Origin of the sequence: Intestinimonas massiliensis (ex Afouda et al. 2020) (assembly GCF_001244995.1) — a bacterium.
Taxonomy (GTDB): Bacteria; Bacillota; Clostridia; order Oscillospirales; family Oscillospiraceae; genus Intestinimonas; species Intestinimonas massiliensis.
The window spans coordinates 1,973,623-1,988,909 of sequence record NZ_LN869529.1 but is presented as its reverse complement, the minus strand read 5'-3'; the positions used below and the strand labels follow the sequence as shown (position 1 = coordinate 1,988,909).

15 protein-coding genes, 1 other RNA gene, 1 pseudogene and 1 riboswitch are annotated in these 15,287 nt (G+C 63.5%); of the genes and pseudogenes, 14 read left to right on the top strand and 3 right to left on the bottom strand.

Annotation, left to right across the window (positions count from 1 at the left end):
* Positions 1-93: 93 nt before the first annotated feature.
* Positions 94-169: riboswitch (Fluoride riboswitch) on the bottom strand.
* 214 nt (positions 170-383) lie between these two features.
* From BN2154_RS13585 to BN2154_RS13580, 4 genes and pseudogenes are all read left to right on the top strand, one after another.
* Entirely contained in the window at positions 384-2,066 is a 1,683-nt protein-coding gene (locus tag BN2154_RS13585) for a GGDEF domain-containing protein (protein WP_050619290.1), read from the top strand.
* 40 nt (positions 2,067-2,106) lie between these two features.
* On the top strand, positions 2,107-2,232 hold the full coding sequence (locus BN2154_RS16515) for a hypothetical protein (protein ID WP_256303018.1): 126 nt from the start codon (positions 2,107-2,109) through the stop codon (positions 2,230-2,232).
* Between the two features lie 213 nt (positions 2,233-2,445).
* Positions 2,446-2,823 (top strand): annotated as a pseudogene (locus tag BN2154_RS16585) (hypothetical protein); the annotation flags it as partial.
* A 246-nt stretch (positions 2,824-3,069) separates the two neighbouring features.
* Positions 3,070-6,021 carry a hypothetical protein gene (locus BN2154_RS13580; RefSeq protein WP_050619289.1) on the top strand — a complete coding sequence of 984 codons (2,952 nt, stop codon included), beginning with the start codon at positions 3,070-3,072 and terminating at the stop codon, positions 6,019-6,021.
* A gap of 219 nt (positions 6,022-6,240) precedes the next feature.
* Here the strand turns inward: BN2154_RS13580 and ssrA are convergent.
* The 3 genes from ssrA to smpB form a co-directional block, all read right to left on the bottom strand.
* Positions 6,241-6,594: a transfer-messenger RNA gene (gene ssrA, locus BN2154_RS15510) on the bottom strand.
* A 152-nt stretch (positions 6,595-6,746) separates the two neighbouring features.
* Entirely contained in the window at positions 6,747-7,268 is a 522-nt protein-coding gene (locus BN2154_RS13575) for a peptidylprolyl isomerase (protein ID WP_050619288.1), read from the bottom strand.
* 66 nt (positions 7,269-7,334) lie between these two features.
* A complete protein-coding gene (gene smpB, locus BN2154_RS13570) occupies positions 7,335-7,802 on the bottom strand; it encodes an SsrA-binding protein SmpB (protein WP_050619287.1) in 468 nt (155 codons plus the stop codon).
* Positions 7,803-7,955: 153 nt separating this feature from the next.
* On the opposite strand from smpB, the gene BN2154_RS13565 reads away from it, so the two are divergent.
* Genes BN2154_RS13565 through BN2154_RS13520 form a run of 10 tightly spaced genes read left to right on the top strand, consistent with a single transcriptional unit; the run spans position 7,956 to position 15,282 of the window.
* A complete protein-coding gene (locus BN2154_RS13565; RefSeq protein WP_050619286.1) occupies positions 7,956-8,282 on the top strand; it encodes a hypothetical protein in 327 nt (108 codons plus the stop codon).
* Positions 8,279-9,526, top strand: a complete 1,248-nt coding sequence (locus tag BN2154_RS13560) for a PBSX family phage terminase large subunit (protein WP_050619285.1) — start codon at positions 8,279-8,281, stop codon at positions 9,524-9,526. The genes BN2154_RS13565 and BN2154_RS13560 overlap by 4 nt, the downstream gene beginning before the upstream one ends.
* Before the next feature lie 17 nt (positions 9,527-9,543).
* Positions 9,544-10,698: a phage portal family protein gene (locus tag BN2154_RS13555; protein WP_050619284.1), complete on the top strand. Its 1,155-nt coding sequence runs from the start codon at positions 9,544-9,546 to the stop codon at positions 10,696-10,698.
* Between the two features lie 14 nt (positions 10,699-10,712).
* Positions 10,713-11,606 carry a hypothetical protein gene (locus BN2154_RS13550; RefSeq protein WP_050619283.1) on the top strand — a complete coding sequence of 298 codons (894 nt, stop codon included), beginning with the start codon at positions 10,713-10,715 and terminating at the stop codon, positions 11,604-11,606.
* A 34-nt stretch (positions 11,607-11,640) separates the two neighbouring features.
* Complete coding sequence (locus BN2154_RS13545) at positions 11,641-11,997, top strand: hypothetical protein (RefSeq protein WP_050619282.1); 357 nt, start codon at positions 11,641-11,643, stop codon at positions 11,995-11,997.
* A gap of 18 nt (positions 11,998-12,015) precedes the next feature.
* Positions 12,016-13,047, top strand: coding sequence for a phage major capsid protein (locus BN2154_RS13540; RefSeq protein WP_050619281.1), 1,032 nt, complete (start codon positions 12,016-12,018; stop codon positions 13,045-13,047).
* A 10-nt stretch (positions 13,048-13,057) separates the two neighbouring features.
* Positions 13,058-13,417 (top strand): hypothetical protein, encoded by a 360-nt coding sequence (locus BN2154_RS15890; RefSeq protein ID WP_050619280.1) that lies wholly within the window; start codon positions 13,058-13,060, stop codon positions 13,415-13,417.
* Positions 13,414-13,752, top strand: a complete 339-nt coding sequence (locus tag BN2154_RS13530) for a hypothetical protein (protein ID WP_050619279.1) — start codon at positions 13,414-13,416, stop codon at positions 13,750-13,752. The genes BN2154_RS15890 and BN2154_RS13530 overlap by 4 nt, the downstream gene beginning before the upstream one ends.
* A gap of 1 nt (position 13,753) precedes the next feature.
* A complete protein-coding gene (locus tag BN2154_RS13525; protein ID WP_050619278.1) occupies positions 13,754-14,251 on the top strand; it encodes a hypothetical protein in 498 nt (165 codons plus the stop codon).
* On the top strand, positions 14,248-15,282 hold the full coding sequence (locus tag BN2154_RS13520; protein ID WP_050619277.1) for a phage tail sheath subtilisin-like domain-containing protein: 1,035 nt from the start codon (positions 14,248-14,250) through the stop codon (positions 15,280-15,282). The genes BN2154_RS13525 and BN2154_RS13520 overlap by 4 nt, the downstream gene beginning before the upstream one ends.
* Positions 15,283-15,287: the final 5 nt, after the last annotated feature.

Here is a 15,287-nt window from a genome sequence, read left to right as displayed (position 1 = left end):
CATGCCGCCCAGAAAGATCAGTGCCAGACCTTGTAACATACTCGAGCTCCCTTCTCGCAGGATATAAAAAAAGCCAATAACCCTGCGACGTGAATCATCGCAGAAGTCATCAGCTTAAAAAGCGGTTTAGGATCGAATTCCAGGGGAGAACCTCATTCCCTGCGGTGTATTATAGCCTAGAATGGAGTCGGTGTCAACCCGCTGCCTCTTGGGTACCGGCACGCGGAATCTCAAAACGTACAAAAGGTTACAATTGACTTTAATAAACTAATTGATATAAAATAAAAGTGACCATTAAATGGGCCGACCCGCCGTCGACGGCAGACGGAAAAGAGGTGAGCAAAACGGCAAGAAGGAGAAAGCGGAGTTGGGAGGCCGTGCTGATGCTGGCCATCCTGCTGGCAATGGGGCTCTCGTTGGGCAAGAGCGCCAGACAGAGGATACGGACCCCGCTGGAGGGTGTACGGCAGCTCTCGGAGGGCTGGTACCGCCTGGAGGCCGGCCGTCGGGTGGAGGTCCAGATACCGGGTACCGTCACGCTGGACAGCGTGGAAGCCCTGACCCTCTATTACGACGGTCTGAATCCGACAGACGCGGGCCTGGTGCTGACCACACGGGGGGCGGTCTACCGGCTGCGGGTGGACCTGGGGGAGGAGTTGCTCTACGCCTATGACGATTCCACCTTCCGGCGCAACGAACAGATGCGGGCCAAGCTGGATTGCGACGTTGTTCTGCCCGAGGAGACGGGGGGGCAACCCCTGATTCTGACCTATGAGAATGCGGGGGACGGGCGCTTCGCGCTGCCCGCAGTCTATCTGGGCAGCAGCAGCGCGGTCTTTCGCCAGCACTGCCTGGGTGACGCCTTTACTCTGCTTCTGGTGTTCACCATGGCTATTATAAGCGTAGTGGCCATCGGCATTGCAAGCTATCTAGACAAGGTCCGGATGCAGGACCGCCGCTTTGCCGACGTCGCCTGCTTCCTGCTGCTGTGCGGCGCCTGGTGCACGCTGGACTCCTCCCTGATGCAGCAGATGAGCGGTCAATCACCGCTGGTCTGTTACCTGTCCTTTTATGCATTCATGACGCTGGCCATCCCCATGCTGCACTTCGTCCGCAATACGGGAGAGATGTGCCGGTTCCGCAGCCTGGACGTCCTCATCGGTGCGTTCTACGTCAACGCTGTTGGGCAGAGCCTGTTGAATTTCTTCTGGGGGTTCGATTTCATCGACATGCTGTTCGTGACCCACCTGCTGCTGGCAGCGGGGATTTGCCTGATGGGTGTGCTGATGCTGCGGGAATACCGCAGGACTGGAAACCGAGAGATGCAGGCGGTGCTGCGGGCCTTTGCCATGCTGGCGGCGGGGGGCGCCCTGGCGCTGTTGCTGTACTGGCTGTTGGAAACGCCCTGGTATGGGACCATCTTCGAGTGCGGTATCCTGGTGTTCATTATCTGCCTGCTGAGTTCTCTGATCACCACTATGGCAGCCAATCTGCGCTTCAAGACCGAGGTGCAGGTCTATAAGCGCCTGTCGCGGGAGGATCGGTTGACGGGGCTGGAGAACCGGCGTGCCTTCGAAGAGTTCCTTGCCCGGCTGGAGAAGGAGACGGGGAGCTACGGAAATGTGGCCCTGATCTTCCTGGATCTCGATGGGCTCAAATACACCAATGACCATTTCGGACACAGCGCCGGCGATGAGCTCCTCATCGGCGCAGCTCGTTGCATAGAGCAGGCGTTTTGTAGGCAGGGGAGCTGTTACCGCATCGGCGGAGACGAGTTTGCCGTGATCCTGCCCGACCCGGCGGGGGATGAGCGGGCCTGGAACGAGCAGTTGGACCAAGCCATCCGCCAATACAACCAGGACAGCCGCCTCTGGCTGTCCATTGCCCGGGGATCTAGCTACTTGCGGGACGAGGCCGGCGACATCAAGCGGATGAGTGACTGGAAGTATGAAGCGGATCAGGCCATGTATCGCCACAAAAAGCAGCAGCGTTCCCGTCGGCAGGGCAGCGCTAGGGCCGCTGTGGCGGGGCGGGAGCAGGATTCAGCCGGGGGTTTCCTCGGATAAGGCGGGGGTGGAGGCCGGGGAGGAAAGCCTGTCCTACGTCATGGACTACATCGCGGACAAGGCGGCCAGGGACCCAAACGCCTCCTTCCCCCTGGCCGAGCTGGCAAATTCGGCGGCGGGCGGAGACCTTCCCGGAGGTGCAGAAGCCAGCCCCTGCCCGGTGTGAGTGGGCCACGGACCACCCACCGGAAAACAGGCACAAAAAACCGCCTCCACGGGGGAGGCAGGAAGCACAGCGGTCAATACAGATCCGACGCGGCATACGCCGCAAGAACAGGCGGTCATCAACGAATACCAGAATGCGGTCGATGCCTCGCTGGTCGCATTTGTGAACAAGTGGAAAACGCTTAAGAACCCGGACTACAAGAAACGTATACGGATGCCAATCGCAGAAGTTTCTGAAAGAGCGGCCCATGATGTGCAGAATGCAACAGGTGTTGATGTGACCGGATTTGAGCATGTATTGAGTGGGAATGCGCTTGAACATATCGAAAAGCGGCATGGGACGTCCGGGCGCGCGGACCAAAGCATGACCGACGTCAACGACATTGGTCGCATGGGGTATGTCTTGGAAAACTACGATTCCGTTGATTTGCTCAGGAATGACGATGGAACGCCAAGGACTAGTACGGAGTACGCAAACGCAGATGACACTCCGGCACCTATGGTCCAATTCCAGAAGAAGGTCAATGGCACATACTACGTCGTTGAGGCTGTACCGGATTCCGCTGCACACCAAATGCGTGTGGTATCCGCATACATGCATAAAAATGGCGGAAGTACTGACCAAGTGCTGAACGTGCCGCAAAACGGCCCGCAGCTTACGCCCAAAGCGCCCCATGGTGCGAATACTTCCGCTTCTGCCCCCATTATAGCAGATTCCTCCGCCGGTGGCAATACCCAGTCTGCCCAGGCCGGCCCGGAATCATCCACCGGAGGCTTCGGGCCCAACACGGTTGGCTCGGCGGAGAATCCGTTTAAATCCGCCCCCAAGATATCCAAGGTGGAAACGAACACCTTTGAGAACGGCGGCATCTATAACGAGGTAAACAAGCAGATGGCCGGCGTCAAGCCGGAGGACCTCGCCTATGACCCTGTCTCTGAGCGGCAAAGCATGTCCCACGCGCTGGACCGGCTGGTAAACGATTTTGAAGGCGAAAAAGCCGACCTGCCCAACAAGGAGGCTTGGAGCGGGGAGGACCTGGACACCGCCATGGGCATCCTGTATCAGGCGCGGCAGCAGGGGAAGAAGACGGGCGACTACTCCGAGTTTAACCAGTGGCGCAAGCTCATTCAGGAAAAGGGGACCAATGCCGGCCAGATGATCCAGGCATTCGCTAAGTACACCCGGACCCCGGAGGGCATCCTGATGGACGCGGCGGAGACCTTGGAGCGGACGGGCTTGGACGAGGCCAGACGCAACGCCATCCTGGGGGATGTGGAGACGCAGGTAGGCGCCCTGGAGCGCATCGGAGAGGGCGACCTGGACGGCCTGATCGAACTGATTGAGCGCAACAGCGAGATCCGGGGGACTACCGGCCTGTTCTCCAGGAAAACCGCATCCCAGATGGATTGGGCCCTGCGGGAAGTTGCGAAGAGCTACAGCGATGCGGAAGCCTTCCTGCGGGATGTGGCCGTGTCTCAGCTCCGCAGTATCGCCGCCGACTATCTTCCAGTCAGCCCCCTGGAGGCAGTGAAGAATTTCCGCGTCATGGGGATGCTCTCCAAAGCGTCCACTGTCATGCGCAACCTTGTGAGCAACAATGTATTTGACCCGCTGGAAACGCTCTCCAACGACATTGGGGTTCCGCTGGATATCGCGCTGTCCAAGCTGACCGGGCAGCGCACTACGGCGGTGGACAAGTCCTGGTTTTCAAAGGCCAAGCGGCAGGGCTCCTTGGAAGGGCTGCTGAAATCCTACATACAGGTGGGCCTGGACGCCAGCACGGAGAACGCCAGGGGCCGCTACGAGGGGACCGCCGGGCGGACGTTCAAGATGACCGGCAACCTCTTCGAGCGGCTGCTGTCCACCTGGGCCAAGTATGAGGGCTATGCCCTGAACACCACGGACGAGTTCCAGAAGGGTGGCATCCGGGCGGAGGCCCAGCGCGGCATCGACGAACTGAAATCCGCGGGGAAGCTGGACGCCAAGGCCCTGCCCACCTGGGCAGACGAGACGGCGCTACAGCGCACCTTCCAAAACGATGGCAGGGTAGCCAGGGTCATGACCGGCCTGCGCGCTGCGGGCAACCATGTCGGCCTAAAGGACTCCCGAGGCGGTTCCTTTGGCGCCGGGGACCTGGCGCTGCCCTTCGCCCGAGTTCCCGGGAACCTGGTTTCCCAAGCGGCCAACTACAGCCCCATGGGGCTGGTAAACGGGATGAAGGATGTTGTCCGGACGGTTTACCAGGCGAAGAAGGGGCAGCTTTCTCCGGAGATGCAGGCCCAGGCGGTCCGCAATGTGGGACGCGGGTTCACCGGCTCCGTCGCGCTGGCCGGATTCGGGGCGCTGGCGCTGGCCGGTCTGATCAACGTGGCCGGGGCGGAGGACAAGGACAAGGAGGCTCTGGAGCGGGCGCAGGGGAAGAATGGCACGCAATGGAACCTGTCCGCCACCATGCGCTGGCTGAACGGGAAGGGCACGGAGTGGAGGGACGGGGACACGCTGGTGTCTATCGGTTTCCTGGAGCCCCTGAACGCCATTATGGCGGCGGGGGCGCTGATGGCCGATGCCTACCGAGAGGACGGGGCGCTGTCGCTTGGGGAGGTGGTTGGCTCATCTGCCAGCGCGACGATTCAGGCGGTGCTGGACTTGCCCGCTATGTCCTCCATCGGCAGCCTGATCGACGCCTACACCTACGCCGAAGGGGAGACCACAGCAGAAAAGGTCTTTGAAGCGGGGTTCAGCTACGCCGGTTCCCAGGCGTCCAGCTTCCTCCTGCCCAACTTTGTAAAGGGTATCGCCACCGGCCTAGACGATACGGTCCGAAGTCAGTACGGCAGCGGCACCACTCTGGGAACCGCTCGGGACAGCATCGTGGCGGGGTTGCCTATGTTCCGCAAGGACCTTCCCGCCTCCGTGGATGGTTTCGGGCGGGAGCGGACCAATACCGGGAACACAGCTCTGAATTTGCTCAATGCCAACCTTCTGCCGGGACAGCTCCGGACCTACAGGCAGAACGCCGTGGAGAAGGAGCTGGAGCGGATCAGTGGCAGCACCGGCGCGACAAACATTTATCCGGGCAAGAACGCGCCCTACACCGTCCGGTATGACAACCAGTCCTACAGCCTCACGCCCAAGGAGCGGGACGCATACCAGCGCAGTCGTGGCCAGGCTACCCTTAGACTGATGGAGAGCCTGGTGGGCGCGAGGAGCTACCAGCGCGCGTCCGACCAGGAGAAGGCGGAAATGCTGGCCGACGCGGTATCCTTCGGAGAGGACGTCGCCAAGCGGGAGATGCTGACGGCCCGAGGCGTGGAGTACAAAAGCCGCGCGTGGGAAAAGGCGTACGCCATCACTCGGAATGGAATTGACTTCGGGGTCTATCTGGAGTACAAGGACCTGTTGGCGGAGCGGAAGGCGGCGGGGAAAGCCTCCGTGGCCAACGCCGCCGTGCGGAAGACCCTCTTCTCGGATGGACGGCTGACCCAGAACCAAAAGGAATTTCTGGACCAGACCCTGCTTTCGGACAACATTGTGATTCCAAGGAATCTGGACGTGAAATACTCGGATGCTGAGGCGTTCGCTATTTCCCAGATGTCCGACGGGGCCCGGAAGCGGTGGCCTGGGGTAAAGAAGAGATTCCCGGATATCACACCGGAGCAGTACGCGCAAGCATGGAGCATCTACAACAAGGACAGCAAGGATATGTCCGCCGCCGACAAAAAGGCCGCCCTACGGGAGCTCGTCGGCGAGCGAGGGAACGCGCTGTACAGCCAGCTCGGGAAAGATTGAAAAAGCCCCCGCCGCTCCTTGGAGCGGCGGGGGGGGGTTTTATATCGAAAGCCTTGGGTTCGCCCGTTAATTTCATGTGCAAATTCGTGTGCATTTTTTGAGATTTTTACACACGACACCATACTCTTTCAACTTACATTGTACCATGGACAAAACCATGAAACCATTGAAAAACAAAGAAAAAATCCCGAAACCCTGATTTATCAAGGGTTCGGGATTTGGTGGAGGCGGGGGGAGTTGAACCCCCGTCCGAAAATGTTTTAACGGGAACTTCTCCGGGCGCAGACGGTCTTTTAAATTTCCCTTCCTGAAGCGCGAGCCGTCACGCTCAGCAGGTTGGTAGCTTCATGATGCATGGTGCGCTCAAAGCTTTGCGCACGCACGGTCCCCACTCAAATCACGCCCCAAACCGGCTCGTGGGCCTTCCGGCTGGGACGGCAGCGGAACTTAAGCCGCTACGAGTTCGTAATCGTTGTTGTTCTTTAATTTATAAAGAATGCCCATTTTTAGAAGGCTGGGCGCCTTCGCCCGCTATTCCCGCCTCTGCATCCCCGTCGAAACCGGTACGCCCCCGCGTCGTCGCAAAGTCCATTCCGTTCGGCACACCCGGCAAAGCCGCGCATCCATCCCTTCCTGCCCTTGCGCCTCCGCCCCTGAATGGGCCCGCTTGCGCTGGGCCACGTTCAGAAAGCCGGGAGTTTGCAAAATCCAACCATTACGTGTGATTATACCTTTTCCGGCGCGGGGTAATCCACACCGAAGGTCTCCACAGTCACCGCCTTCATCCGCTGGTCCTCCATGGGCTTATCCATCCGGTCGGTGCGCACGGACACGATGGCGTCGGCCACCTCCATGCCCTCGATCACCTTGCCGAAGGAGGCGTACTGGCCGTCCAGATGAGGGGCCGCCTCCACCATGATAAAGAACTGGCTGCCGGCGGAGTTGGGCGCCATGGTACGGGCCATGGAAAGCACGCCGCGGTCATGCTTCAGGTCGTTCGGAAAGCGATTCCCGGTAAACTCCCCCCGGATGGAGTACCCGGGGCCGCCCGTGCCGGTGCCCTGGGGACAGCCGCCCTGGATCATGAAGCCGGGGATGACCCGGTGGAAGATCAGCCCGTTGTAAAACCCCGACTGGACCAGGCTAATGAAGTTGTTGACGGTATTGGGGGCCTTATCGGGGTAGAGCTCGGCCACCATCCTGCCGCCGTTTTCCATTTCAAAGGTGACAATGGGATTCTGAGCCATGGGAAACACTCCTTTCAATTTGGGAGAGTACTATAAAATAACACACTCTCCGGCCGGTGTCAATGCCTAATATCTGGCCCGGTCCTTCATGGCGCGGTCAATCTCCCGCCGAGCGTCCTTGGCCGCGGCGGTGGCACGCTTGTCATAGAGCTTTTTGCCCTTGCACAGGCCCACCTCCAGCTTGATGCGCGGCCCCTTAAAGTAGATGCACAGAGGCACCAGAGCATAGCCGTCCTGCTTGACCTTGGCAAACAGACGCAGAATCTCACGCTTGTGCATCAGCAGGCGGCGGGGCCGAACCGGGTCCCGGTTAAAGATATTGCCCTTCTCATAGGGGCTGACGTGCATCCCGTGGACCACCATCTGGCCGTCCTTGATGATACAGTAGGAGTCCTTCAGGTTGACGTTGCCCTGGCGGATGGATTTGACCTCCGTGCCGCACAGTTCGAGGCCGGCCTCGAATTTCTCCTCTACAAAGTAGTCGTGATACGCCTTGCGGTTGGCGGCAATCTGTTTGATAGCGCTGCGGTCCATGGTGCACCTCCCCTCTGCTAAGATAAAAATTATACCACAGAACCCCCAAAAGGACAAGAGGGGCTTTTCGACGCCGAAAGACGGTTTTTGGCTTCGTGTACCGGAGCATGCAACATTTTGGCGGGGCGCGGAAAGGGTGAGAGGTGGGATGGCGTGAAGGCAAAGACAGAGCGGGAGTGGAAAAACGACGTGCTGAGGCGGCTGGAGCGGCTGGCGGACCGGAAGAGCAACGACGCGGTCAAGTTGGCCTTCCTGGGCGAGGGGCAGTTGGAGGAGATCGAAAAGCTGGACCTCACCGGACTCACGGAGCTCAAACGGCACGGCAACGGCGCGGTAGAGATCCGGCTGGTGGACAAGCTGCTGGCCCTGGAGAAGCTCTACAGCATGGCGGGCCAGAGCGGCGAGGGGGCGGAGCGCTTTCTCCGGGCTCTGGAGGAGAGCGGCGGAGACGAAGAAAAAACCGAGCGGGAGGACCTATGAGGTTCTCCTCCAAGCAGCGGCGGGTCCTCACCTGGTGGTGCTCACCCGAGGCCGGACACTGGGAGGCCGTCATCTGCGACGGCGCAGTCCGCAGCGGAAAGACCTTCTGCCTGGGGCTGTCTTTTTTCTGCTGGGCCATGGGGCGCTTCCAGGACCGGCAGTTCGCCCTGTGCGGCCGCAGCGTCCAGAGCGTGCGGCGCAACCTCCTGGTCCCGCTGCTGCCCACGCTAAAGGAGCTGGGGTTCCAGGCGGAGGAGCGGCTCTCCCAGAGCCGGCTGACCCTGCGCGTGGGAGGAAGGGAAAACACCTTTTACCTCTTCGGCGGCCGGGATGAATCCAGCGCCGCCGTCATCCAGGGCATCACGCTGGCCGGGGCCCTGCTGGACGAGGCGGCCCTCATGCCCCGCTCCTTTGTGGAACAGACCTGCGCCCGATGCTCCGTGGAGGGCAGCCGGCTGTGGTTCTCCTGCAACCCGGAGCACCCCGGACACTGGTTTTACCAGGAGTGGATCCGGAAGGCCGGGGAAAAGCGGGCCCTCTATCTCCACTTTACCATGGAGGACAACCCGGGGCTGTCGGACGCGATGCGACGGCGGTATGAGCGGCGCTTTCAGGGCGCCTTCTACCGGCGGTTCGTACTGGGGGAATGGGTGGCCGCCGAGGGGCTGGTGTACGGCTTCTTCGACGAGAGCCTGGTACGCCCGCCCCCGGCCGGACCTATGGAGGAGTGGCGCATCTCCTGTGATTACGGTACGGTCAACCCCGCCTCCTTCGGCCTGTGGGGCAGGAAGAACGGGGTGTGGTACCGGGTGGAGGAGTACTACTACGATTCCAAGAGAGCCGGGCGGCAGAAAACCGACGGTGAGTATGCCGCCGACCTGCGGCGGCTGGCCGGAGAGCGGGAGATCCGCCGGGTGGTGGTGGACCCCTCGGCGGCCAGTTTCTTGGAGACTCTGCGGCGGGAGGGCTGGCGGGTCTGCAAGGCCGACAACGACGTGCTCTCCGGCATCCGGGTGACGGCGGAGCTGCTCCGGAGCGGGAAGCTGGTCATTTGCAGCGGGTGCCGGGACAGCCTGCGGGAATTCGGGCTCTATCGCTGGGACCCCGGAAGCGGGCGGGATCGGGTGCTCAAAGAGCACGACCACGCCATGGACGACATCCGCTACTTTGCCGCCATGGTGGCGGCGGGAGAAGGGGAGCGGGGCGGACTGGCGGCGGGGTACGCGGAGCGGGAAGCCTTTTAGAGTGACGGGAGATGGATATGGCTTTGTTTGAAAAGAAAAAAGTGCCTCTGACCGGGACGGCGGTACAGCTCCGGGACGGGGGCAGGCATCCCTTCGGGGTGCTGGACGGCTATGTGCCTCTGCGCAATGGGGAGATTGCCCTTTACCGCGCCATCCGGGAGGCGGTGCCCATCGTGGACGCCGCCCTCATAAAGCTCATCCGGCTGGTGGGCGGCGTCCGGGTGCAGTGCGGAGACCCCAGGGCCCAGGAGGGGCTGGAGCGGTTTCTGCGCACGGTGCCCACCGGACGGGGACAGCGGGGCGTGCAGTCCTTCCTGGACTGCTACATGGACTCGCTGCTCACCTGCGGACGGGCCGTGGGTGAGCTGGTGCTGGACCCCGACGGCCGGGAGGTGGCCGCCCTGCTGTGCGGGAATGCCGCCGACCTGGAGATCCGGGAGGGAGACTCCCCCCTGGACTTCACCCTCTGCGCCCGGAGGGAAAACGGACAGATTGAGGAGCTCCCCTGTCAGGAGCTCCTCCTTTTTACCCCTTTCCAGCCGGAAACCGACAGCCCCTATGGGGTGTCCCTGCTGCGGTCCATGCCCTTTTTGACCGGAATCCTGCTAAAAATCTATCAGGCTATGGGCATGAACTGGGAGCGCATGGGCAACGTGCGCTTTGCCGTGGTCTGCAAGCCGGGGGAGGACGGCCTGGAGCGGACCTGCGCCCAGGAGCGGTGCCGGCAGATCGCTCAGGAGTGGTCGGCGGCCATGCAGGCGGGAAAAAACGGCGGGGTCCGGGATTTTGTGGCGGTGGGCGACGTGGACATCAAGGTCATCGGCGCCGACAACCAGGTGCTGGACAGCGAGGTGCCCGTGCGGCAGATCCTGGAACAGCTCATCGCCAAGACGGGAATCCCACCCTTCCTGCTGGGGCTGTCCTGGTCCTCCACCGAGCGCATGAGCACCCAGCAGGCCGACATGATGACCAGCGAGATCACCGCACTGCGGCGGTCCCTGGACCCGGTGGTGGAGCGCATCTGCGAGCTGTGGCTGCGGGTACACGGCTACGGCGGCCGGGTGGAGGTCCGGTGGGACGACATCAACCTGCAGGATCAGGTGGAGGAGGCCCGCGCCGAGCTGTACCGGGAGCAGGCCCGGGCGGTGCGCGGACAGAACAGCGGAAGATAGGGGAGGACGAAAGCTTGCAGATCAAAAAAGAGGCGGGGCTGGGCCGGGGCCCCCAAGTGGACCGGCGGGAGCTGGAGCAGATCCATCAATTTAGCCGGAAGGAGCTGACGGCGGAAGAGGTCTACACCTTCTCGGTTCGGCTGTGCGACAACGAGATCGACCGGGATGGGGAGCGCTTCTCCCCCCAGGCCCTGGAGACGCTGGCGGAAAAGTTCGTGGGGAAAAGCGGCATCTTTGACCACGAATGGAGCGCCAGGGGGCAGACCGCCCGCATCTACCGGGCGGAGGTGGTCCGGGAGCCGGAGGCCACCACCCGGGCGGGGGACCCCCTGTGCTATGTGAAGGGGTACGCCTACATGCTGCGTACCGAGGCCAACCGGGACCTGATCGCCGAGATCGACGCAGGCATCAAACGGGAGGTATCGGTGGGCTGCGCGGTGGAGCGGTCGGTCTGCTCGGTGTGCGGCGAGGACATCCGGGACCGGGAGAAGTGCCGGCACATCCGGGGCCGGACCTACAACGGAAAACTGTGCTGGGCCGAGCTAGACGGCGTCACCGACGCCTATGAGTGGTCCTTCGTGGCCGTGCCCGCCCAGCCGGGGGCGGGGGTGCTCAAGGGCTTCCGGGGGGAGGCCCGGCTGGAGCGCCTGGAGCAGGAGGCCGCCCTGGGGCGCAAGTATCTGGCCGGGCTGCGCCGGGAGGTGGCGCGGCTGGGGGCGCTGGCCGAGCCGGAGCTGGAAGCACCCGTCCTGGAGCGTATGACGGAAAAGCTGGAGGAGGGCGAGCTGGAGGCGCTGCGCAAGGCGCTGGAAAAACGGACCCGGGAGCGCTACGCCCTGCGGACGCAGTTGACCTATTCGGAAGGGCAGGAACAGGAGACGGCCCGGGACGGGGCCTTCCTGATCTGAGGCAGGTTGGACGGAGAAGAAAGGGAGGAAGAGCATGAGCAGACAGGTTTCCTATGAAGAGATCGGCGCGGTGACCGCCACCTTTATCGCCCAGAGCGGCGTGGAGGACGGCATGGCGGTCAAGCTGGCCGGAGACAGCACAGTGGGCCCCTGCACGGCAGGGGAGCGCTTCTGCGGCGTGGCCCTGGCTCCGGTGGGGGGCTTTGCCGCCGTACAGGTGGGAGGCTTTGCCCGGGTCAAATACAGCGGCACAGGCGTCGCGCCCGGCTGGGTGAGCCTCACCGCCGATGGCTCCGGCGGCGTGAAACAGGCGGGCTCCGGCGACGGGGCGAGAGATTATCTGGTCGTCAGCGCGGATACCACGGCCAAAACCGCCGTGGTTCGGCTGTAAGAAAAGGAGGATGCGGGTATGGCATACTGTTATGACAATCTAAAGCTGGAAAAAGGCATGTACAACCAGACGGGTAAGTCCTTTACCCAGGTGCTGGAGGAGCTGGACCCCGGTCCCCACTACAAGGGCACCCCCCTGGAGGGGCTGGACGCCTACCAGCGGCAGCTCAAGCGCTTTGACATCAAGGTCAAGGGCGAGGGCTCCGACGTGGTGGAGAAATTTTTCCGTACTTCCGACTCCGCCGTCCTCTTTCCCGAGTACATCGCCCGGTCGGTGCGGCTGGGCATGGAGGAGGCCGACATCCTCCCCGATCTGGTGGCAGCCGTCACCCGCTTCGACGGGCTGGATTACCGCTCCATCGCCTCCGCGCCCGGCGACGAGAAAAAGCTCCGCCGGGTGGAGGAAGGGGCCGCAATCCCCTCCACCACCGTCAAGACCCAGGAGAACCTGGTCAAGCTCCACAAGCGGGGGAGGATGCTGGTGGCCTCCTACGAGGCCATCCGCTATCAGAAGCTGGACCTCTTCTCCGTCACCCTCAAGCAGATCGGCGCCTACATCAGCCGGATGCTGGTGGAGGACGCCATCGGCGTGCTCATCGGCGGCGACGGCAACGACAACGCCGCCGACACCTATCAGGTGGGCACCAGCCCCATCGGCGGCACCAGCGGTACGCTGGACTACGACGCCCTGGTGGACTTCTGGGCGCAGTTCGAGCCCTACGAGCTCAACACCCTGCTGGTGCCCAGCGGCGTCATGGTGGACATGCTCAAGATGACTGAGTTCCAAAACCCCCTGACCGGCCTCAACTTCCAGGGTACCGGCAGGCTGACCACCCCCCTGGGGGCCAAGCTGCTGCGCACCTCCGCCATGGACAGCGGCAAGCTCATCGGCCTGGACAAGCGCTACGCCCTGGAGATGGTACAGTCCGGTGACCGGGTGATGGTGGAATACGACAAGCTCATCGACCGGCAACTGGAGCGGGCCGCGATCACTACCATTTGCGGCTTTGCCAAGATCTTCAAGGACGCGGCCAAGGTCCTGACGGTGTGATGGAGGCGGCATGACGGAGGAGATCTTTGCATTGGCCAGGGCACTGAGCGGGGCCGGCGAGGAGGAAGAGGGCCTGCGCAAGCTGTGCACCCAGGCGGAACAGGAGCTGGCCGCCCGCCTGAAGGAGGGGGTGACGGCCGGGGACTGCGCCGAAGCCTTCGCCCTGGCCGCGGCCTGGACCGCGCTGGCCGACTGGCGGGCGGGGGAGGACCTGGAGGGGGTGAGCGCCTTCTCCGCCGGGGACCTGACCGTCCGTGGCGGCGGAGAGGCCGCCTGCCTGCGGCGGGACGAGCTGCGGCGGCGGGCGGAGGCCGTGCTGGCCCCCTACCTGGCCGACCGGGGATTTCACTTTCAGGGGGTGCCGGGTTGACGGGCGGAGTGCTCCGGGGGCTTCTGAAACGGTACGGACAGACCGTCTGCCTCCACTCCGGCGGCGGGCAGGAGGTCCAGACGCGGGCCTTCCTCCAGCCGGTGCTGGACCGGCGGGAGGACCGGTGGCAGAGCCTGCCCACCCCCCTGGGGGAGGCCAGGCGGGACCGCTTCCTCTACCTGGGCCCCCCGGATGCCCCGCTGGAGGGGCTGGAGGAGGGCTGGCTCCAGTGGAATGGGCGGAAATACGAGATAATGCAGGCCCAGCCCATCTATGTGGGCCGGCGGCTCTCCCACTGGTGGGGGCTGCTGCGGCCCAGGGATGCGGAGGAATGACATGACGGGATTGGATCGAATCCGGGAGCATATGACGGCCTTTTTGACTGCGCGGGGCGTGCAGGCCGTGGCGGCCTGGCCCGGCCAGGGGCGCAGACGCCTGAGCGGGCCGGTGGCGGCGGTGTCCATCCGCGCCTGCGAGGGCGGGCCGTCCGGCTTCCGGGATTACCTGGGAGAGCGGTATGACCGGGACAGCGGCCAATGGCAGGAGTTGTACGGCAGGAAGGTACAGGTCACCTTCGGGCTGGACCTCTACGCCCCGAGGGAGAGCGGGGCGGCGGGGTGCCAGACTCTCTTTGACAATCTGGCGGAGGCCCTGGCCGCCGGGGGGCCGGAGGGGCTGAAGCTCCACACGCTCTCCCGGGGGGAGACGGCCTTCGACCGGGAGGCGGGGCTGTTCCACTGCCCTGCGGAGGCGCAGTGCGGCGCGTGGCTCTACGCCGTGGCCGATGAGGGCGGGACCTTCCTGGATTTTGAGGTGAGAGGGGAACGAGCATGACAATGACGACGCATGAACGGCCGGGGGTGTACTCTGCCTACGACGCCTCGGCGGTGGTGTCCGGCAGCGGCGGCGGCAAGGTGGTCGGGCTGGCGGCGCTGTGCACCGGCGCCGCCGCCGGGGAGGCGGTGCGGATCACCCGCTACGAGGATGCGGTCTCCGCCTTCGGCAGCGGAGAGGAGATCTGCGAGCTGATCCGGTTGCTGCTCCTCAACGGGGCGGCGGCGGTGGACGCGGTCCCCGCGGCGGATGAGAGCGGTTACGCCGCCGCCTTCGCCGCGCTGGAGGCGGTGGAGGACGTAGCGGTGGTGGTGTGCGACTCCACCACCCTGGCGGTGCAGCAGGCCCTGCGGGACAGCGTAAAGGCCGCCTCCGCCGCCCGGCGGGAGCGCATCGGCGTGGCGGCCGGAGGAGAGACCGAGACGGTGAGCCAACTGGTGACCCGGGCGGAGGGGCTCAACGCCGAGCGTATGGTGCTGGTGGCCCCCGCAGACCCAAGCGGCAAGGGCCGGGCGGCGGCGGCCGTGGCCGGGGCCATCGCCGGAGAGAACGACCCGGCGGTGCCCCTGGGCGGTGCGGTACTCCGGGGCCTGAGCGGACTGAAGGTCCAGTACAGCGACAACGAGATCGACCTGCTGGTGCGGGGCGGGGTTACCCCCCTGGAGAGCGCGGCGGGGGAGATCTCGGTGGTGCGGGGCGTCACCACCAGAACCAAGAACGGCGAGGCCGCCGACAGCACCTGGCGGGAGCTGTCCACCATCCGCATCGTGGACGACGTGATCCCCGCAGTGCGCAACAGCCTGCGGGCCAAGTTCCAGCGGGCCAAAAACACCGAGCAGTCCAGAGGGGCGATCCGCGCCCAGACCATTCTGGAGCTGGAGAACAAGCTGGGCCGGGAGATCATCACCGGCTACGACGGAGTGACGGTGACGGCGCTGGAGGAGAATCCCACGGTGTGTCTGGTGGAGTTCAGCTTTACCGTCACCCACGGACTCAATCAGATCTGGCTGACGGCCCATGTGACGGTTTAATACGG

Bases quoted from the DNA above. Each gene is read 5' to 3' on its own strand.
- BN2154_RS16515 (WP_256303018.1), top strand. From the start codon at position 2,107: ATGGACTACATCGCGGACAAGGCGGCCAGGGACCCAAACGCCTCCTTC.
- BN2154_RS13540 (WP_050619281.1), top strand. From the start codon at position 12,016: ATGGCATACTGTTATGACAATCTAAAGCTGGAAAAAGGCATGTACAAC.
- smpB (WP_050619287.1), bottom strand. From the start codon at position 7,802: ATGGACCGCAGCGCTATCAAACAGATTGCCGCCAACCGCAAGGCGTAT.
- BN2154_RS13520 (WP_050619277.1), top strand. From the start codon at position 14,248: ATGACAATGACGACGCATGAACGGCCGGGGGTGTACTCTGCCTACGAC.
- BN2154_RS13525 (WP_050619278.1), top strand. From the start codon at position 13,754: ATGACGGGATTGGATCGAATCCGGGAGCATATGACGGCCTTTTTGACT.
- BN2154_RS13545 (WP_050619282.1), top strand. From the start codon at position 11,641: ATGAGCAGACAGGTTTCCTATGAAGAGATCGGCGCGGTGACCGCCACC.
- BN2154_RS13585 (WP_050619290.1), top strand. From the start codon at position 384: ATGCTGGCCATCCTGCTGGCAATGGGGCTCTCGTTGGGCAAGAGCGCC.
- BN2154_RS13575 (WP_050619288.1), bottom strand. From the start codon at position 7,268: ATGGCTCAGAATCCCATTGTCACCTTTGAAATGGAAAACGGCGGCAGG.
- BN2154_RS13560 (WP_050619285.1), top strand. From the start codon at position 8,279: ATGAGGTTCTCCTCCAAGCAGCGGCGGGTCCTCACCTGGTGGTGCTCA.
- BN2154_RS15890 (WP_050619280.1), top strand. From the start codon at position 13,058: ATGACGGAGGAGATCTTTGCATTGGCCAGGGCACTGAGCGGGGCCGGC.
- BN2154_RS13555 (WP_050619284.1), top strand. From the start codon at position 9,544: ATGGCTTTGTTTGAAAAGAAAAAAGTGCCTCTGACCGGGACGGCGGTA.